Origin of the sequence: Ralstonia sp. 1138 (genome assembly GCF_040544795.1) — a bacterium.
Classification (GTDB): domain Bacteria; phylum Pseudomonadota; class Gammaproteobacteria; order Burkholderiales; family Burkholderiaceae; genus Ralstonia; species Ralstonia flatus.
Genome location: NZ_JBEPKQ010000001.1, coordinates 12,584 through 30,239, shown reverse-complemented (window position 1 = coordinate 30,239; position 17,656 = coordinate 12,584). Strand labels below are relative to the sequence as shown.

Below are 17,656 nucleotides of genomic sequence, written 5' to 3'. Positions count from 1 at the left end.
ATGGAGAAGAACAAATTGGTGGATGATGGGATCGCAGAGATCTGCATTTCGGAAATAACGAAGAACTCTCCGTTCGTAAGAGACGCCATCTCCTACGAAATACAAGATGACTTCAACTTTGTTCTTTTTTCTGTGGCGACGGATGGGGTTAGTGACGTCTCCCCCTTGGACAGAAAGAGGATCGCAAAACTAGTGGATGACATAGTTCCCAAGAGACACGGAGAGGATTCTTGGATGGTCAACTTTGTTTTGAACGGGAAGATTTTCGATAGTTATTTTGGTGGCGACTCGGCGGCGCCTGATGCGGGCTTGTAAGCATGGTGTCGTGGCTTTGTCGAGTCGTCGAGCGGTTCTCTAACCATGCAGATTGATATCGACTTCAGCATCTTCGACAGTCCGGCCACCGCGTACGGCAACGTGACCGGGACCGTTGACGCCCCCTCGCCGCCCAGCGTCGGAGACGTCGTCGACCTGCGTGCTAATGGCAAGCATGTGGAGCCCCTCGGTAACTTCACCGGAAAACTGAAGGTCATCTCCGTGGTTCCGGCGGACGATTCCGGCGCTCTGCTCTACGGCTTAGAAGACGTTGTAGTTGCATCGCGCGGACAGGCGAAAGACTTGGCAAATCGGCTGGAGACTGAGCTCGGCTTGTTCTGCGTAGATTACGATCGGTAGCGAACCGCCGCTTCACAGACGCCTGCCCTTCCGACGGACGCCTTCATGAACCTATACCTGATCGCTGCTTTCGCCGTTGCACTTGGCGGCGGAGCAGTGTTGCTCCGTCGGAAGCGAAGCAACACCGGCCTGCACGCTTTGTCGCAGCGGATCTCGCTCACCGATGCGGAGATCTACAGCCAGTTCTACGCTGGCCGCAATCTCGACGAGTCCGCAGTTCGTTCCGCCTGGAACGAAATTGCAGAGACGCTGCGGGTGCCCGCTGACAAGTTGCGTCCGACTGACAAGTTCGGAACCGACATCGGTGTCTGGTCGATCACGAGCGAAGAATTAGACACGCTGGGCGAGTTGGCAGCGCAACGAGCAGCGCGTCAGGGAAAGGAAGTCGACTTCGCCGCCCTGGCCACCGTCGATGATTATGTAAGGGCATTCGCGACGAGCGCTGGGCACGGTCAATTGGAACCCACGCTGAGCGGCTGAGCGGCGCGCGGCCGGCATACGAACAGCCCAAGGCCGTTCGCATGCTCGCGCTAGAACAACCCCACCGGCTCCGCCGCCCGATCCCAGCTGTAGATAATCACCTCCCGCCGCGCCACCCCCTGCCCGCCGCCCACGGTGTAATTGATATCCACCGCCTCCATCTCGAACCCCGCAAAGCACCGGCGGATAACCGATGGCCTGGCGCTGGCTGCACGAGCGGTCCGCCACGGCATTACTACTGCCCGCAGTAGATCCCACTCTTCCATTCGAGCAGCAATTGGGCGATACGCAGGGAATGCTCTGGCCTCGCTTCCAGCCCCATTCTCGTCGTCGCTACCTCGTCCAGGTACGCAGCGACGGACGGCGCCCCTACGTCCTCCTGCAACAGGGCAAACACCTTTGGCAGATACCTCTGGTATTCGTCGCGGGCGGCGGGGCACCATGAGACTCCAATTGGGTCCCAAACATAGTGCAGAACCTCATCTACTCTTCTGTATAGCTCTAGCTCGAGGGCGGCAGCTTTCTGCCCCATGACGCGTCACTCCTTTTCGCTGTCGTTTGGCGACCACCCCGCCGCGACACCATTCATAGCCACAGCAACAAAGCCACGGAACTCCCTATCGCAAATGCGAATATTCGCCTCGCCGAGGTGTTCACAGACGAACCGGATGACATCCGCCTTTGGAAGAAACGCTGCGACGTTCCGTTTGGCCTCAACAAGCAGCTGCTCCGAAGGGATGTACTCGTCGAGCAACCTCAAGAGGTCTTTCTCACGTAAGCCGCTTCGGTCCGCGACATTTACCCAGGCCAACGTCGCCTCACCCGTGGTGGGGAAATGCTTGCGTATCAGTTCGTGGACTGTTCTTGGATTCATAATCACGTAAGCTTGTCGCGAGATTTCGCTTGCGTACAACCTGATTGGCAGCCGCTGTCTAGTTCGCGGGGAAACACCAGCCCCACTCCATACTTGTCGCACAAAAAGCCCTCTTCGGCAGCATTGTGCGGAGTTCCTCCTGTTGACCAGTAGCGCAACGAGGGCACCTCGCGCTGTATGTCATCGCGCAGCGTCGGCACCAAGACATCGCGCATATGTACGACTTGGTGGACCTTAGTCCACCCCTCCGTAATCTCTCGCACTGAGTTTCCCGCCCCAACTGCGATGCGCACAGCGCGCTCAATATGCGGTGACTTGATTGTCATCTCGACGCCCACTCAGCCCAGTCCGAAAGGTACTGTCGCGATCGTGGCCCAAGCCACTGCTCCACTTCTTCCCAGACAGATTGAGCGCGCGAAGCGTTGAATAGCGCTTCAAGCAGGCCGGTAGCAACCAATTCCACCCGCCTCGAATCGGCGCTAGTCATTTCCTTCTCGATGGCGTCACAGGCCTGAGTTTTCTCCTGCGCCGACATTGTCTTGAACTGTTGCGCAAGATGTCGTCCCAGTCCCCCATACAAAACTGTGGGGGGCACGTCACTACCGTAGTCCGCCACAACGTCTGCCGCGGCGATCCTCAGCAGTTCTGACTGCGCCAATGCCCCAAGAACGTCGTTCATATTTTCCATCGCAGGCAATTCAGACGTCGCAAAGCGATGATTTTCGCTCAATGGGTGCATGGTAACGATGACCCTCAGTTCAACTGAGGGTCATTCGCGCCTCTCGCCAGCGTACCGCCACCGCACCTCGTGCCCCGAGCAGCCCCGACACACATAACTACACATTTTCCCCTTGCCCTGATCGCGTCTGTGTGTAGAATTACACACAGAACAACCGGAGACCCCCATGCAGTCTGGGCAGTTAATCCGGATGCTCCTCGATGACGGCTGGCAGTTGGTGCGCATCACTGGCAGCCATCATCACTACAAACATCCGGAAAAGCGGGGCCTTGTGACGGTGCCACACCCGAAGAAGGATCTGCCAATCGGAACAGTTCGAAGCATCCAGAAAGCCGCCGGCCTGAAGTGAGGCCGGCGGTTTTTCGCAGAGGTGCAAAACCGGTCGCGTAACAACTTAGGAAGAAAAGCCATGCAATTCCCCATCGCGATTCACAAAGACGAGGGGAGCGTCTATGGCGTCACGGTGCCGGATATTCCCGGCGTGCACTCGTGGGGCGATACCGTCGATGAAGCCATCCGCAACACGCGCGAGGCCATCGCGGGTCATCTGCAGACACTGGCAGAGCTCGGCGAAGACGTAGACGTAACCTGCTCGAAAATTGAAGACCTGACCAAGCAAGACGAGTACGCGGGTGCCATCTGGGCGATCGTTGAAATCGACGACGAGGAGCTTGATCGCACCCCGGAGCGCATCAACGTGTCACTCCCCCGCTTCGTGCTCAGAAAGCTGGATCGGTTTGCCGAGAAACGGCATGAAACACGCAGCGGGCTTCTGGCTCGCGCGGCCATGGAGCTGATGGCGCATGGGTAGTACGGGCGGCCGATTGGTCGCCCTTTTTTTGTCTTTTTCCGACGGTCTGCTCGGCGCCATTTGCGCGTCGACGCCAAAACGTGACCGCGTACGCTAGGCTACGTCTACGATTTCCTCGAGCGCCTCCTATGCGAGGCAACATCGGACTGACCCGATGCGTACAAACGGATGTGTGCGTCTAGGTGTTTTTCCAGTTGCTCGTCAGCCGTATCGTATTTCTGCGGGCTGCGAAGCTTCGATAGCATTGCAACCACGAAGCTCGCAGTAATCTTGACAATCATTGACCTGTGGAGCTGGTAAAACTCCCGGAACGCATCCAGATCCGCACCTTTTGAAAGTTCCTTCTGCTTGTCGCGGCATATTATGAAGGCGAAGCGCCCGTACTCATTGACGAGGTATGAGTTTGCTTGCCTATATTCGTCAATCCCCAGATGCTCGTAATTCTTAACCTCGAAGACAATTTGGCGGGAGCCATAGTCCTCGCGAACCCTCCGCCAGAATCCTTCCGTGGCGTTATTGGTGGCGACAATGTCTCGCCGCGACGAAGCATTCCCGTTAGGCTTTAACTGTATGTTGGTCAGCCTACGTGCAGCGATTAGCTCTATTGCGCGCTTGCACCAGTCTTCGAACTGTGCCGCATGATCTAAGCCGAGTTCAATCTGATTGAGCTCACTAATCATTCGACCAATACCTTGATCCCGTTGTTCTTTGACGAGGGAAGATATCGTTATTTCGTACTCGTCAAAAATTTCCTCGGCATTGGCACTATCCGAAACCTCGCCTCGGATGCCCAGCGCATTCCAATAGCAAGGATGGATAAGAAAGTTCGATTTCGAGTCGAAAAGCCGGTCGGCCTTCTTGCCATCATGGCTGAAGATGTAATTTCCGGTCCCATCATCCTCGACACCAACAAACCCGATGCCGTAAAGCGTCTTCAAGACCTCCATTGACCCACCGATGATCTTGATATGAAGGGCAGTCTCCACAGCCAGACCGGGTTGCTCCAGAAGGTCGTCAAGTATGCGTAACCCTTGATCCACGGAAAATTTCGGGCCGCATTGCGCAACAGCTTTTGTGACCTCGCCAATCCCTGGAAATACGGACGAATATTCTTTACGCAGATCGTCATATCGTATTGAAGAGATATGAGTTGCAGACGCCTGAAGGTCAGCAGGAATCAGCGTTTTACGCTCTTGTTTTTTTGCATTGTGGAAAGCAGTATTCAGCAACGAAATTAAGTCGCGCGGACGATACAGCGTGAGCTTTAGGCACGCTCGAAACCCCTCACGCCCGTGCAGTTCATTTGATGTGACGCTGTTCCACAGCTTGATATCGCTCTCAATGTCGATACCAAAAGCCGCGCGTAAGCGCCGACATACGAGATAGAAAAGTTCCTGGGTATCCCAATGCAGCCGCAGGACGCTCCCTTCAACATTGCGCGTGAAATCTTGATCAGAGGCCTGAATCGCTCTAAAAATATTATCCCGAAGAAACAAAACGGACTTTATATTGTTCGCCTTATTTCTAAGTTCGTCGGCACCGTAAATTATCCCATCAACGATCCCTATACCAATATCATCGGGCTCGTAACCCTCATCAAGACGATCAACAATAACCATCGCCTTCCTGCCAAGCTTGGCGAGAATTTTGTCAACCTCGGCGACTACATGGTTAACATCGAGTCTATTCGCCAACTCGGAGATTGCCTCATCTGGCGAATCTTCGGCATGAAAGCTGTTTTTTAGAGAGACTTTGATCCGAGATATAACATTGGAGCCACTTTTTTCCCATCTCAAAAGAGGGAGCAAGATGTCGGACTCGCCAACCGATTTTTTAGTTTTATAGTAGTTATTGAGCTGGAGAGCAATCTCCATTGCCATTGCGTATCGCCAAACTGTTTTTATGGCAGCGCGCACTCGCGTTACCGTCGTTCCGAACTTCGACGCCACGGCCCGCAAGCCGAACACGTCTTCTTCATCGGGAGCGACCACGACGACAAAATACTTCTTCTCTCTCCATTCCCTCTGGAGCCGATACGTCAGCGCACTCTTCCCCGTGCCGCGCCGCCCCACTACGACGAACCTGTCGTCGGATTCGAAGAGAATTTTGTAGTCTTGCCCCTCGAAGAACGCGGTGTCGAGCATTGCATGGTCATTCTCCGCCCGGACATCTCCAAGCGCATTGGCACGATTTTCAAGGTTGGACATCGGCTTCTTCGTTCGAGTTGAATGGGGCGCCCAACGACACACCAAAGCGCTAGCCGATTATAGCGAGGCGCATTGTTACGGCAATACTGCCTCTTTTGTAGAGAGCTGCATGCAAGCGTCCGCTGCCTCCAGCGCCCTCTTCTTCCGCTGCAAATACCTCCGTTTCTAAGCGTTCCGCTCTGCGCCGGCGAACAGACCTAGAAGATCCGCCCCATCGTTTCCAGATGGCACGTTGGATCTCCGAGAATTGGGTACGGTCGAGCGCCGCGAGCTGGTCGGTAAGCCGCCGGTTTGCACGCAACCCCAACCAACCGTATACTCGGCCGGTCGCCGGAAACACCGGCACACGGGATTGGCGTCCCGGAATACCACAGGCGCACATAGCCGCGCCTAGCATCTTTACGCGCGGCTTTTTGTTTGCGCACGTCTGGCATCTCCTATGGTGGCGCCGGGCGGGAGCCCCTCACGGGGCGCCGGTTCCTGTGGTCCGGTACGCCAATCCCGTTCGGTCGCCACCACCTCGATTGGCGTCGGGGTGCGGCGGTATCAACCGCACCACAGGAATCTGCTATGACTGGAAATCTCAGCAGCGCGTCCGCGCTCGCCCCTACCCCGAACACCTTCAATTTCGAATCGCACGCCCTTCGCGTTGTCATGCGCGACGACGAGCCGTGGTTCGTTGCGGCCGACGTGTGCCGCGCCTTGCAACTTACCAACCCGACAAAGGCGCTTCTTTCTCTTGATGCTGACGAGAAAGCCCTAACTTCAATTCAGGGCTTGTCCCGAGGAAACGATCGGGCCAACGTCATCAGCGAATCCGGCATGTACACCCTAGTCCTGCGCTGCCGAGACGCCGTGAAACCCGGCACCGTCCCGCACCGCTTCCGCAAGTGGGTCACGTCCATCGTCTTGCCGGCCATCCGCAAGACCGGCCAGTTCACGGCACAACCGCGCATCGACGACGCGCCCGCCACTGCCCGCACACCCGCCGACCTCGCCAGCCTCTACCCCGCCGACGTCGAGCGCGCGCTGCAACTGCTCAACAAACACATCTACCAGGCAGACCGCTACACCGGCATGCTCATCGTCCTGCAGCACGACGAAGCCAAAGAACCCGTCGTCATCTCCGCCGGCAGCTATCGGCACAAGCGCGCCCGCGCGCTGACTGACTTTGCGCGCGCGTCGGTGCAGATTTCGGATTTGATTGAGGCGGGGGTGTAGGGGGTGGGATGGGCTCGCATCGCGGGCCGGGCGTTCCGGCCGCAGCGGGCTTGATCGCCTCTTTCTTTCTGGCGACATTTATCGCGCCAGAGCGGCTGCGACATGACTCTCAAGAGCCATGTCGCACACCGCTGGCTCTGGGTGAAAACGGCAAGCGATCAGAATGCCGCTTTACCAATCGACGCGCCACCGTCAACAAACAAGGTTTGCCCGGTGATGAATCCTGCGTCTTCGGACAAGAGGAACGCCACGGCTGCTGCCAACTCGTCAGGCTTGCCAAACCGCTTCATTGGCACCAAGGACAGGAAGCGCTCTTCTGCCTCACTACCCACGGGCGTATTCTGCCGGAACAGTTCAGTTTCGGTCGGCCCGGGCGCGACCGAATTCACGGTGATACCAGTCCGAGCGAGTTCCAGCGCCCACGTGCGTGTAAAGCTCATCATTGCCGCTTTTGATGCAGCGTAGGCCGTCCGGTTTGCAACCCCGAGGACCACCAAACTTGAGAGGTTCACAATCCGGCCCCACCCTCGCTCACGCATGCCGGGCACCAAAGCCTTCACTGTTTGCACGGCCGAGATGAGATTGTGTTTGAACGATGTTTCGAGGTCGTCCAGATCGACAGCCTCCAAGGCCGCCAGCCGGACGAATCCGACATTGTTGACGACGCCATCGAAGGTGTACTGGTCTACCAGCTTATCGAGCGTTTGCGCCGTCGCATCGCGATCGGTCAAATCCACCGAAACCAGTGTGCCGGGAAAGCTCGGATCGTCAGCCTGGCGCGCAAGACCAACGACCTGATGACCATCGGCAGCGAGCCGATGGGAAAGCGCCCGGCCGATGCCTTTGCTGGCACCGGTGACCAAAAAAGTGCGTTTTTGCATTGCGAAAATCCTACAGATCTAGGGGTTTAGCTTGTGAGGTCTGCCGGAGAGATCAGCCCCACTTGGAATTCAGGATGATGGTGCAGAGGTTCGTACGCTGAAAGCTCGGATCTTTATGCGCCAAAAAATCGTCATTGAACGTGCCAAACGTGGTGCCGGGTCGATGCTTCATCCCCTCATAGAAGGCATCGATCATCTGGGCGGCGAAATCGCCCCCGCGCGGATAGGCCGCGACCACGGCTGCGCGCTGCGCTGGCGTCAGCGCATCGAAATCCCGTCCTGCCACATCCATCCCGGCCCCGGCCTGCACCAACGCAATTTCACCGTCCATGTGCTCTGGAATGCCCGGAGTTGTATGGAGGGCCACGGCAGCCCACACCTTGGCTACGTCCGCCTCGTCCACATGACGACTGCGCAGAAAATCGCGAGCTGCGTTTGCGCCGTCGACTTCGAACCTCAGTTCGCTTTTTTGATAAGCCGGCGTGAGGCCAATGTCGTGGAACATGGCCGCAACATAGAGCAGCTCTGGGTCAAAGGCGACGCGCCTCTGCTTGCCCAACATTGCACCCCATAGAAAGACGCGAGTTGAGTGGTTAAACAGCAGCTCGCTTTCAGTGTCACGAATCAGCTGAGCGGCCTCGCGCGCCAATTGGCTGTCAGGAATTGCTACCTGGGCAATCTGTCTTGTCGGCACTGCTTTGTCGTGCTTCATGGGGCCACTCCATCTGGGAAGAGCAAGTGCTACCTGCGGTACGTTATTGCTGGCGGGCCGACCTGAAAGATGCATTCAGCAAAAGGTTCAACCAGCAGCGATACACCAGGAAATTACGCCTCCCATGGAGCATCGAACAGGCCCAAGATTGCTAAATCTCGATGTACTATCCCGACCATGGCGAAGCCCTTTTCTATTGGCCTTGATCGCACGACGCGCGTCTCGCTGTCGATGCAAATCTATAGCTCGATTCGAGAAGCGATCGAGTCGGGCCAGCTCACGGCAGGAGCCCGGCTCCCCTCCTGGTCGGACTTGGCCACTCAGCTTGGCGTGTCACGAGGCACCGTGCGGGCGGCTTATGAACGCCTGGTCGACGAACAGTTCGCGATCGGGCTGGGTGCAGCCGGAACCCGTGTAGCCGCGCGCCCCGTGGCGGTGCCGACAAGATGGTCGCCCGAGGCGCCCCCGCTTCCACATCTGTTTAGCGACTTCAGCACAGCACCCCTGGTGTTTCAGATGGGCGTTCCCGCGCAAGATGCTTTTCCGTTCAAGCTCTGGTCACGCATTCAGGTGCGAGCTGCACGGCGGGCTGCGGCCGCTCCTGTCGGATACCCCGATCCGAGGGGAGAGCCCGATCTGCGGCAGGAGATTGCCGCTTATCTAGGTGTCTCACGCGGGATACGATGCAGCCCTTCCCAGGTGTTCGTCACAGCCGGATTCTCGGGAGCGCTCAATCTCGCGATTCGCGGCGTGCGGGTTGAGGGCAAACAAGCGTGGATGGAGGATCCCGGCTTTCCCCTCGCGCGCACGGCACTGGAATTCGCGGGCATGACGGTGGCGGGTGTGCCAGTGGACGAAGAAGGCCTGGATATCGACGCGGGGAAACGGATCGCTCGCAAAGCTGCCCTGGCTGTGGTCACCCCAGGCCAGCATGCTCCGTTCGGGATGACCATGTCGCTTGCCCGACGGTTAGCGCTGCTTGACTGGGCACAACAACAAGGCGCCTGGATCATCGAAGACGATTATCTTGGTGAACTGCAGTTAAAAGGACGGGCTGCACCCGCGCTGGCCTCGCTCGATCAGCACGGGCGCGTGCTGCATATCGGTACGTTCAGCAAGACCATCAGCCCCGCACTGCGCTTGGGATTTCTAGTGGTTCCGCCCGAGATGGCATCCACGTTCGGCGATATCGCGGCGTGCCTCGCACCCGCCCCCTCTGCAACAGTGCAGCACGCGGTGACGGAGTTTATGCACGACGGTCACTTTCTTCGGCACCTCCGCCGCATGAAACGTCTTTATGGCGCTCGGCAGGACGCGCTGGTGCGTCGTTTGAATGAACTGGCATCGGATTCCATCAGAGTGCACGCCGCGGCCGGCATGACCGTCGTTGCCGCACTTCCCCACTCCGTATCAGACATCGATATCGCTGCCCGAGCTCGCAGCTTCGGGCTGGCCCCCGTTCCTCTGTCTCCGTGGTACACGCGCAAGCCTGCTCTGCAGGGGCTTCTCCTCGGCGTGACGAATGTGAATGAGAGAACGCTGGCGGCCAACTGTTCTCGCCTGGAGGAAATCGCTCGCGGGCGCCACTAGCCGCTCAGCAATTCTTGCCGAGCCCTCCAGCTTGGTACATCAAGAATGTTCATTCCTGGTGCTTTTTTCGTGCACGCCGGTGACACGACAATGCATAGGCACACAGGAGCAAGCCACCATGAACATTCAATCAGTCTTCGCAGTTGCCTGCGCAGCAGTGGCGTTGGGCATCGCAACGCCCGCTGCGGCACATGGCACGGCTGAAACGGTCACGCCGAACTTTCAGCACGTCATTCCGAACATCCCCGGAAAATCGTTGATCGCGGTCGTCGTCGATTACGCACCCGGCGCAGCGTCCGTCGCACACAAGCATGCGGCGTCGGCTTTCATCTATGCATACGTCGTGTCGGGTGACATCGAATCCCAGGTGGATGACGGCCCGAAGCGCGTCTATCACGCAGGCGAGAGCTTCTTTGAGGAGCCCGGCGCCGTCCACCGGACAAGCCGCAACGCCAGCGACACACAGCCTGCAAAGTTGCTCGCCGTGTTTGTCGCAGACAGCGGCGACAAGCCTCTGACCACCCCCCTCAAATAAGGCATCACGGCAAGGAGTCATACCATGAGCAAACGTCTTGACTATATCCAGATCGCGCCCGCGGGCGTCAAGGCTCTCGGCGGAGTCTATGGCTACGTCATGCAGACCGACCTTTCGCCAATTCTTGTCGACCTGGCCTACCTTCGCGTCTCGCAGATCAATAACTGCGCCTACTGCCTGGACATGCATACGCGAGACCTGCTGCAAAAAGGCGTGAAGGTCGAAAAGCTGGCGCTCGTGCAGGCATGGAGAGAAGCGGGCCATCTGTTTGACGACCGCGAGCGGGCCGCGCTCGCATGGGCCGAATCGGTCACGCTGGTGGCTCAAACGGGTGTGCCGGATTCAGCTTTCGAAGCAGCCCGCGCGGTATTCACTGAACGCGAACTGGTTGACCTGACAATCGCCGTGGGTCTGATGAACTTGTACAACCGCATGGCAATCAGCTTCCGCAACACCCCACAAGCTGTTGTTGAGCAGCAATAAGCTGCTTGAGGAGCGATCGACATGACGACCATTGCCGGCATCAAGATTCCCGACAGCGTGATGGCACGTGCGGCCACCGACCTGATTCGCGACACAGAGTCAGACCTACTTTTCCATCACTCGACCCGCGTCTTTCTTTTTGGCGCTTTGACGGGAGAGCGAAAGGGGTTGAAGTTCGACCCCGAACTTCTCTACATCGGAGCGATGTTCCATGACATCGGCCTGACCGCACAGTTCCGCACGTCCCAGAACCGGTTCGAGGTTGACGGTGCAAATGCGGCTCGGCGTTTCCTGCAAGAACATCGCATTCCGGAGGAGGATATCGACTTGGTATGGGATGCGATCGCCCTGCATACCACTCCGGGCATTCCGCAATTCAAAAAGCCAGTGGTTCAACTGGTGACCGCCGGTGTAGAAATGGACGTTCTCGGCCTCGCATACGATGAGTTCACCGAAGAGCAGCGCACGCTCGTGGTGTCTGCTCACCCTCGCGGCGAGAACTTCAAAGAGCAGATCATCGATGCCTTCAACGATGGCATGAAGCATCGACCGGATTCGACCTTTGGCACGGTAAACGACGACGTCCTTGCACTGAAGGACCCCGGATTTCGCCGCTTGAACTTCTGCAGCATCATCCTGGGCAATCCGTGGAACGACTCGCACTACGCTTGCATGTGTAACGACGCGGCACACAAGCACAGTTGAACCAGCGACGCGCCAAACCGCCAAGCAAAGGAAAAGCAAATGTCCCAGTCACCTTCTGCATCCGCCAAAGATCGGCTGATCGCGCGCTGTCTCCCGTTTCTCGAAGAAGTAAAAGACATGACGGCGGGCACAGAAGCAGAGCAATGGCTTAATGCCAAATACGGCATCGAGAGCGATCTGTACAAAGATCTTGCACGCCTTATCGCGCTTGGCGTCGAAGAAGGGTGGGCCGCCGACGTCGAAATCGCTGGCCCCAAGTATCGCCGCGCGCGGCTTGTTCCGCCATGTGCGGAAACTTTCTTCTTCAGCATCACCGCCGTGCTCATGGACAGTACCGACAACACGCAAGGCAACCCTGAAGGCGCCTTCCGCGGCGACTACCATTCGCACCCATATGGTGAATTCAATCTCGTTGTGCCTCTGAACCCAGGAGCCGCGCTCGCCGGGCCGAACGGATGGTGCTATGGAGGCTGGACCGCCCCCGCGCCGGGAAGCCATCATTTCCCCGAAGCCAAAGGGGGCGCGGTGATTGCACTGTTCTTCCTGCCGGCAGGACGCATTGCATACGACGTCAAGCCACCTGCTCACTGAATCGAAACAGCCTGGCTCTGAGATGCAGCGGGCGCCACGCTTCCGAATGTACCCTCTGCACTCGCGCATGAGTCCACGTCGGCAGCGATACAAGGCCCGGCCCCTTGCAGTGTCCGCTCCCTCCCCTGCAAATACCTCAATTTCTCCGCATCCCGCTCTGCCCCGGCGAAGAGATCGACAAGATCCGCCGCATCCTCTCCAGATAGCTCACATCGGCCGGCGGCTCCATCGCCCAGGCCGGGGCCGGGCTGATCTTCACTTGCGCCGGCACCGGCGTCGGACTGGCAACGGGCGCGCACTGACATCCGTACAGTGCCAGCAGCAAGAGCGCGCTGCAGGCGCGTGTTTTCAGTGGTGGCACGTTGCATCTCCGAGAAATGGGTACGGTCGAGCGCGTCGAGCTGGTCGGTAAGCTGCCGGTGTTTGTCGATGGCAGCCTGCAGCGCCGTCACGACGGTATCGACGGCGGTCTGGCGCTCGATGGCGTGGTCGCGTTGCATCTGCGCGATGGCCGTTTCGTAGCGGTTGGCCTGCCAGCCCCACGCAGCTGCTGCAGCCACTGCTGCCACTGCCAGGGGCCGGACGATTGCGAAGTTCATGGGCTTTCCCTTGTCGGATGATGTACGTAACCCACAGCCCCGCCACCGCCAGCACGCAATGCAGTTGCACGGTGGCGATGTCGCGATGGGCGTGGAGCGAGGCGGCGGCGCTGCCGAGCGCGCACAGGGCGACGGCGCACAGCAGCAGCGCGCCGCGCAGCCCGTGCGGAATGGCCTGCGTGAGGGCCGACCACGCGGCGCCCGCGCAGATGGCCACGAGCGCCACGATGTCGATGGCGGTCAGCACGTCGTTTTGGGTGAGCGTCATTCCTTGCGGCCTCCTGTCCAGCGTTGGGCTGCCTGCTGCAGCCAGTCGTGCACCAGGCGCCGCAGCGCCGGAAGCTCGCCGTATGCGTAGCCGACGATGGTCAGCCCGAACACGCCGGCGATGAACTTGACGGCATCCGACACCAGCCCCGCCGGCACCTGCCACAAGCCAATCACGCCGTTGCCGAGGTAATGCGCGCACACCACGCCCAGCAGCAGCGAAGCCACGCGTTGCACGGGCGTGCCCGGAATGAAGCGCAACGACACCAGCGCACCGGCTGCGCTCGGCAAAATCGTGTCCAACACGCGCAGCAGCGCGCCCCAACCTGTTGGCTGTGCCATCTATGCTCCCAATGCTTGTTTGGCGACTGCCCAGCGGGCGCGGCGCGGCTCCGCGCCTTCCATGGCCGGGCCGTTGATGCGGCGCGTGATCTCGTCAAACTTGCCGGCGTCGGCCAGCTTGCCGAGCCCAAAGGCCCACCAGTACCAGCCGGCGGAGAGCGCGGCGTATTCATCGCGCTCCAGCAGCTCGGGCCGCGCAACGAGGTCGAGATCCAGCGCATGGCCGCATTCGCGGTAGTTGGCCAGGAAGGTGATTTGCTTGAGGCCGCGGCCCCGGTAGCGCCAGCCGTCGCCGCTGGCGGCATCGCCATTGCCGTAGCGGTTGGCGTAGGCGATGTTGGCAATGCGCTGCTGCCGCTCGAGCGGCACTGCCCGTTCGCCCGGCTGGCGGCCCAGCGTGGCGGCCAATGCGGGCGTGACGCGCGAGAACATGGCGGGCAACGCCGCCACGGCGTAGTTGAAGGATTCCGTAACGCGCGTGAAGCCGCCGGACTCATGGCCGATCTGCGCGATAAAGGCCGCCTGTTGCGCGGGCGTGGAGATGCCGAAGCGCTTGCACGTGGCTTCGATGTGCGGCCACCAGCGATCGGCGAGCGCCGGCGGCAAGGCTGCGGCCTTGCTGAAAGTGTGTTTGTTCATGGCTTGGAAATGAAAAAGCCCGCCGGGTGCCGGGCTGTTTGGATGCGCTCGAAACTGCGAACGCGTGTGTCTTATTGCTTGGGCGGCGCCGGAATGACCAGGTTCGTCACCTTGGCCGCCTTCTTGGCCTTGCCCTGCCCCGCCTTGGCCTTGCCGCTGTTGCCGCCGTTCAGGCTCACGTTCACCAGCCAGCTTTTGTTGGCGTAGATGTGCGTGACGGTTTCGGCCAGGTAGTCGCCATCGGCTTGGGCTTTGAAGCCTTCCAGGCGCAGGATTTTCTCGGCGGGCAGCGTGGTGCCGGTGTAGCTGGCATTGCGCTGCGCCTTGGCGGTGGCCCGCATGTCAGCTGGCTTGATGCGGATGACGAGGGTGGCAGGAGGGCCGCGAAGAATCGGGGCGGACAATGCACCTTCATTCCACGGTATCCGATCACCCTGCAAGCGGACGTATCTCAAGCAGGGTCTGGTCGATAACCCTCCTAGGCCCTACCAACGACGAAATGACCGCCGTCTATGCAAAAAACTCGCGGGGCCTGAGCCCTGTCGGAGTTCAGATCGATGCTGCATAATTTTGAATGAATTTTGAACAGGTTTTGAACACCCCGCGTAGTTATGCCATATGTCGTCACCGAATCCTGCATCCGATGCAAATACACCGACTGCGTCGCCGTCTGCCCCATGGACTGCTTCCACGCCGGTCCCAATTTCCTGGTAATCGACCCGGATGAATGCATCGATTGCTCCATCTGCGTGCCCGAATGCCCGGTGGGCGCAATCTATCCCGCAGCCGAGGTGCCGGCGGATCAGCAGGACTTCATCGCGCTGAACGCACAGCTCTCGCGCCGCGCCGACTGGCCCCGACTGACCAAGGTGCAACCGCCGCTGCCCGATCATGCGCACTGGGCGCTGGTGAAGGACAAGCGCGACGCATTGGTCATCGCTCCCGATTGATTCGACGTTGACCTCACACAGAACACCTCTCCATGACTGACCGCATCCTGCTCAGCATCGACGCCGGCGTGGCTGAAGTCCGGCTCAACCGCCCTGAGAAAATGAACGCCATCGACCCGGCCATGTTCGAAGCGCTCGTCACCGTGGGGGAACGCCTGATGAGCGAGCCGGATGTGCGTGCCGTGGTGTTGTCAGGCGAGGGTCGTGCCTTCTGCGCGGGGTTGGACATGGGCAGCATGGCGAGCCTGGGCAGCAGCGATGCAGGTTCCGACATCAGCGCTGGCCGTCTTGCCAAGCGCACGCATGGCGTGGCCAATCTGCCGCAGTACGCCTGCACGGTGTGGCGTGATCTGCCGGTGCCGGTGTTGGCTGCGGTGCATGGTGTCGCGTACGGCGGCGGCTTGCAGATCGCGCTGGGCGCGGATGTGCGGTACGTGACCGCCGACACGCGCCTCTCGATCATGGAAATCAAATGGGGCCTGGTGCCTGACATGGGCGGCATCGCGCTGATGCGGGGGCTGGTCCGTCCGGATCGGCTGCGCGAGCTGATCTACAGCGGCCGCATCGTCAACGGCGAAGAAGCGTGCGCCCTGGGCTTGGCGACGCACGTGGTGGACGATCCGCGCGCGGCGGCGCTGGCGGCGGCGCGCGACATTGCCCAGAAGAGTCCCGACGCCATCCGTGCGGGCAAGCGCTTGATGCGCATTGCGGAAGACGGCGACACCGCTGCCATTCTGCTGGCCGAGTCGGTCGAGCAGGACCGGCTGATCGGCACGGCCAATCAGCGCGAGGCGGTGCTGGCCGGCATGCAGAATCGCGCACCGGTTTTTCAGCCGGCCGCGAAGTCTGAATAGAAATGAGAAATAGCCTGACGCTGGCAGCTCAGGCGGTGGCGTGCTTGACGCCCATCGCGGCGCGCATGGCGTGCGAGCGGCTGACCACCTCGTCACGCAGCTTGGCGCGCAAACCCAAGGCAAACGCCGTCTCGGCCACGAGGAAGAGCGGGCCGATCACCAGACCTGCGAGATCATCGACAAACGCCGGCTTGCGCCCCTCGTAATAGTGGCCGACGAACTGGATGATCCAGCCGATCACGAACAGGCCGATGCCCACTGACAACCAGGCCGCCGTCGAATGCGCTGCGACATGGTTGCCTACCCAAACGCACGCGGCGATCAACGCGAACATCACCACGCCGAACATCGCGTCCAAGCGCAGATAGAACAGCGTCGTCAGCGCCAGCACGATCAGCGCGGGCGTCAAGGGTACGCCTGACAGATCTGCCAGCACAGGCCGCGACAGCAACACCGCAACCGCCAGCACGATCGCCGGGATGCCGACAAAGTGCGTGGCAATGTTGCGGCCGTCCTGATGGTAAGCGGCGTAGTTGGAAAGATGGTCAGACAGGCTGCGCATGGGGGCCTCCGATTTTGTGCGTTTGCAGCATGGACGCTCCAGCCGCACGCTCGTTATGATCGTTTCATCCTAGTCAGTGAACGGCACGCCGCTCTGTCGCGTAGCCGACACATTCGACGTTTCCGAAGCGCCCTTCAGCCGCCCCCATGGACCACCCCCTCGCCCCATCCGGCACGCTGGACGCCCGTTCCTACCGCGAACGCCTGCACGCCAGCAGTTGGTTTGGCACGCTCGACGCCACCTTGCAGGACGCATTGATCGACATTGCCGCCGTGCGGCGCCTGGGGGTCGGGGAGATTCTCTTCCAGCGTGGCGACGCGCCTGACGGTCTGTACTGCGTGGTCGAAGGCACGATCCGCATCGGCGCCACCAGCGCAGACGGGCGCGAAGCCTTGCTCGCCGTGCTGGAGCCGGTCAACTGGTTTGGCGAGATCGGCGTGTTCGACCGCCAGCCCCGCACGCATGACGCCCGCGCTGACGGCCCTACGATATTGCTGCATATGCCGCAGGCGGCGCTGATCGCCCTGCTGGAGGGCTCGCCGGCGCTGCTGCATGCGTTTGCCCTGCTGCTGACTCACAAGCTGCGCCTGACCTTCATCGTGCTGGAAGAAACCGCCCTCCTCCCCGCCCCCGTGCGGGTGGCGCGGCGCCTGCTACTGATGGCCGACGGCTACGGCGACCTGCGCCTCGGCACGCGGCGTGTGCTGCACGTGCCACAGGAGCAGCTTGCGCAGTTGCTGTCCCTGTCCCGTCAGACCGTGAACCAGGTTTTGAAGGATTTCGAAGCGCGCGGCATCCTCAGGCTGGCCTACGGAGAAATCGAACTGCTGGACTTTGCGCGCCTCCACCAGCTCGGATATGAGATGGGCAGGGGGTGAAATTTCATCCAATACCCCTACATGCGATGGGTTAGGACCGATCCTATAATGTGTTCCCACT

Annotated in this window: 24 protein-coding genes; 14 read left to right on the top strand and 10 right to left on the bottom strand. The window is 59.9% G+C overall.

Annotation, left to right across the window (positions count from 1 at the left end):
- Genes ABIC76_RS00165 through ABIC76_RS00155 form a run of 3 tightly spaced genes read left to right on the top strand, consistent with a single transcriptional unit; the run spans position 1 to position 1,155 of the window.
- Complete coding sequence (locus tag ABIC76_RS00165) at positions 1-315, top strand: hypothetical protein (RefSeq protein ID WP_354532547.1); 315 nt, start codon at positions 1-3, stop codon at positions 313-315.
- 45 nt (positions 316-360) lie between these two features.
- Positions 361-675, top strand: a complete 315-nt coding sequence (locus ABIC76_RS00160; RefSeq protein WP_354532546.1) for a hypothetical protein — start codon at positions 361-363, stop codon at positions 673-675.
- Between the two features lie 45 nt (positions 676-720).
- Positions 721-1,155 (top strand): hypothetical protein, encoded by a 435-nt coding sequence (locus ABIC76_RS00155; RefSeq protein WP_354532545.1) that lies wholly within the window; start codon positions 721-723, stop codon positions 1,153-1,155.
- A 538-nt stretch (positions 1,156-1,693) separates the two neighbouring features.
- On the opposite strand, the gene ABIC76_RS00145 is transcribed toward ABIC76_RS00155, so the two are convergent.
- Both ABIC76_RS00145 and ABIC76_RS00140 read right to left on the bottom strand, forming a co-directional pair.
- Entirely contained in the window at positions 1,694-2,029 is a 336-nt protein-coding gene (locus tag ABIC76_RS00145; RefSeq protein WP_354533517.1) for a hypothetical protein, read from the bottom strand.
- 322 nt (positions 2,030-2,351) lie between these two features.
- On the bottom strand, positions 2,352-2,759 hold the full coding sequence (locus ABIC76_RS00140) for a hypothetical protein (protein ID WP_354532544.1): 408 nt from the start codon (positions 2,757-2,759) through the stop codon (positions 2,352-2,354).
- A 175-nt stretch (positions 2,760-2,934) separates the two neighbouring features.
- Between ABIC76_RS00140 and ABIC76_RS00135 the strand changes: the two genes are divergently transcribed.
- On the top strand, positions 2,935-3,117 hold the full coding sequence (locus ABIC76_RS00135; RefSeq protein ID WP_102066951.1) for a type II toxin-antitoxin system HicA family toxin: 183 nt from the start codon (positions 2,935-2,937) through the stop codon (positions 3,115-3,117).
- A gap of 60 nt (positions 3,118-3,177) precedes the next feature.
- On the top strand, positions 3,178-3,579 hold the full coding sequence (locus ABIC76_RS00130; protein WP_354532543.1) for a type II toxin-antitoxin system HicB family antitoxin: 402 nt from the start codon (positions 3,178-3,180) through the stop codon (positions 3,577-3,579).
- Positions 3,580-3,683: 104 nt separating this feature from the next.
- On the opposite strand, the gene ABIC76_RS00125 is transcribed toward ABIC76_RS00130, so the two are convergent.
- On the bottom strand, positions 3,684-5,786 hold the full coding sequence (locus ABIC76_RS00125) for a P-loop ATPase, Sll1717 family (protein ID WP_354532542.1): 2,103 nt from the start codon (positions 5,784-5,786) through the stop codon (positions 3,684-3,686).
- A 654-nt stretch (positions 5,787-6,440) separates the two neighbouring features.
- Here ABIC76_RS00125 and ABIC76_RS00120 point away from each other — a divergent pair.
- A complete protein-coding gene (locus tag ABIC76_RS00120; RefSeq protein ID WP_354532541.1) occupies positions 6,441-7,007 on the top strand; it encodes a BRO-N domain-containing protein in 567 nt (188 codons plus the stop codon).
- A gap of 158 nt (positions 7,008-7,165) precedes the next feature.
- Here the strand turns inward: ABIC76_RS00120 and ABIC76_RS00115 are convergent, their stop codons facing one another.
- Together ABIC76_RS00115 and ABIC76_RS00110 are read right to left on the bottom strand one after the other, a co-directional pair.
- Entirely contained in the window at positions 7,166-7,888 is a 723-nt protein-coding gene (locus tag ABIC76_RS00115) for an SDR family oxidoreductase (RefSeq protein WP_354532540.1), read from the bottom strand.
- A gap of 52 nt (positions 7,889-7,940) precedes the next feature.
- On the bottom strand, positions 7,941-8,600 hold the full coding sequence (locus ABIC76_RS00110) for an HD domain-containing protein (RefSeq protein WP_354532539.1): 660 nt from the start codon (positions 8,598-8,600) through the stop codon (positions 7,941-7,943).
- 177 nt (positions 8,601-8,777) lie between these two features.
- Here ABIC76_RS00110 and pdxR point away from each other — a divergent pair, with 177 nt between their 5' ends.
- The 5 genes from pdxR to ABIC76_RS00085 all read left to right on the top strand — a co-directional run bounded on the left by pdxR (position 8,778) and on the right by ABIC76_RS00085 (position 12,504).
- Complete coding sequence (pdxR, locus tag ABIC76_RS00105; protein WP_322016587.1) at positions 8,778-10,190, top strand: MocR-like pyridoxine biosynthesis transcription factor PdxR; 1,413 nt, start codon at positions 8,778-8,780, stop codon at positions 10,188-10,190.
- Positions 10,191-10,308: 118 nt separating this feature from the next.
- Positions 10,309-10,725 carry a cupin domain-containing protein gene (locus ABIC76_RS00100; protein WP_322016586.1) on the top strand — a complete coding sequence of 139 codons (417 nt, stop codon included), beginning with the start codon at positions 10,309-10,311 and terminating at the stop codon, positions 10,723-10,725.
- Between the two features lie 24 nt (positions 10,726-10,749).
- Positions 10,750-11,208, top strand: a complete 459-nt coding sequence (locus ABIC76_RS00095) for a carboxymuconolactone decarboxylase family protein (protein ID WP_354532538.1) — start codon at positions 10,750-10,752, stop codon at positions 11,206-11,208.
- 21 nt (positions 11,209-11,229) lie between these two features.
- A complete protein-coding gene (locus ABIC76_RS00090; protein WP_354532537.1) occupies positions 11,230-11,913 on the top strand; it encodes an HD domain-containing protein in 684 nt (227 codons plus the stop codon).
- 39 nt (positions 11,914-11,952) lie between these two features.
- Complete coding sequence (locus tag ABIC76_RS00085; RefSeq protein WP_354532536.1) at positions 11,953-12,504, top strand: 4-hydroxylaminobenzoate lyase; 552 nt, start codon at positions 11,953-11,955, stop codon at positions 12,502-12,504.
- Here the strand turns inward: ABIC76_RS00085 and ABIC76_RS00080 are convergent.
- The 4 genes from ABIC76_RS00080 to ABIC76_RS00065 all read right to left on the bottom strand — a co-directional run bounded on the left by ABIC76_RS00080 (position 12,498) and on the right by ABIC76_RS00065 (position 14,755).
- Entirely contained in the window at positions 12,498-13,103 is a 606-nt protein-coding gene (locus ABIC76_RS00080) for a lysis system i-spanin subunit Rz (protein WP_354532535.1), read from the bottom strand. The two genes, ABIC76_RS00085 and ABIC76_RS00080, sit on opposite strands and share 7 nt — an antisense overlap.
- Before the next feature lie 264 nt (positions 13,104-13,367).
- Positions 13,368-13,712, bottom strand: coding sequence for a hypothetical protein (locus ABIC76_RS00075; RefSeq protein WP_147213663.1), 345 nt, complete (start codon positions 13,710-13,712; stop codon positions 13,368-13,370).
- Positions 13,713-14,351, bottom strand: a complete 639-nt coding sequence (locus ABIC76_RS00070; RefSeq protein ID WP_354532534.1) for a glycoside hydrolase family 19 protein — start codon at positions 14,349-14,351, stop codon at positions 13,713-13,715.
- 71 nt (positions 14,352-14,422) lie between these two features.
- Positions 14,423-14,755 carry a hypothetical protein gene (locus tag ABIC76_RS00065; RefSeq protein WP_354532533.1) on the bottom strand — a complete coding sequence of 111 codons (333 nt, stop codon included), beginning with the start codon at positions 14,753-14,755 and terminating at the stop codon, positions 14,423-14,425.
- 207 nt (positions 14,756-14,962) lie between these two features.
- On the opposite strand from ABIC76_RS00065, the gene fdxA reads away from it, so the two are divergent.
- Together fdxA and ABIC76_RS00055 are read left to right on the top strand one after the other, a co-directional pair.
- Positions 14,963-15,301: a ferredoxin FdxA gene (gene fdxA / locus ABIC76_RS00060; RefSeq protein ID WP_354532532.1), complete on the top strand. Its 339-nt coding sequence runs from the start codon at positions 14,963-14,965 to the stop codon at positions 15,299-15,301.
- 32 nt (positions 15,302-15,333) lie between these two features.
- The gene (locus ABIC76_RS00055) at positions 15,334-16,155 is read left to right on the top strand and encodes a crotonase/enoyl-CoA hydratase family protein (protein WP_354532531.1); all 822 of its coding nucleotides are present in this window, start codon (positions 15,334-15,336) and stop codon (positions 16,153-16,155) included.
- A gap of 28 nt (positions 16,156-16,183) precedes the next feature.
- On the opposite strand, the gene ABIC76_RS00050 is transcribed toward ABIC76_RS00055, so the two are convergent.
- The gene (locus ABIC76_RS00050; protein WP_354532530.1) at positions 16,184-16,717 is read right to left on the bottom strand and encodes an Mpo1 family 2-hydroxy fatty acid dioxygenase; all 534 of its coding nucleotides are present in this window, start codon (positions 16,715-16,717) and stop codon (positions 16,184-16,186) included.
- Between the two features lie 146 nt (positions 16,718-16,863).
- On the opposite strand from ABIC76_RS00050, the gene ABIC76_RS00045 reads away from it, so the two are divergent.
- Entirely contained in the window at positions 16,864-17,595 is a 732-nt protein-coding gene (locus ABIC76_RS00045) for a Crp/Fnr family transcriptional regulator (protein ID WP_354532529.1), read from the top strand.
- Positions 17,596-17,656 lie beyond the last annotated feature (61 nt).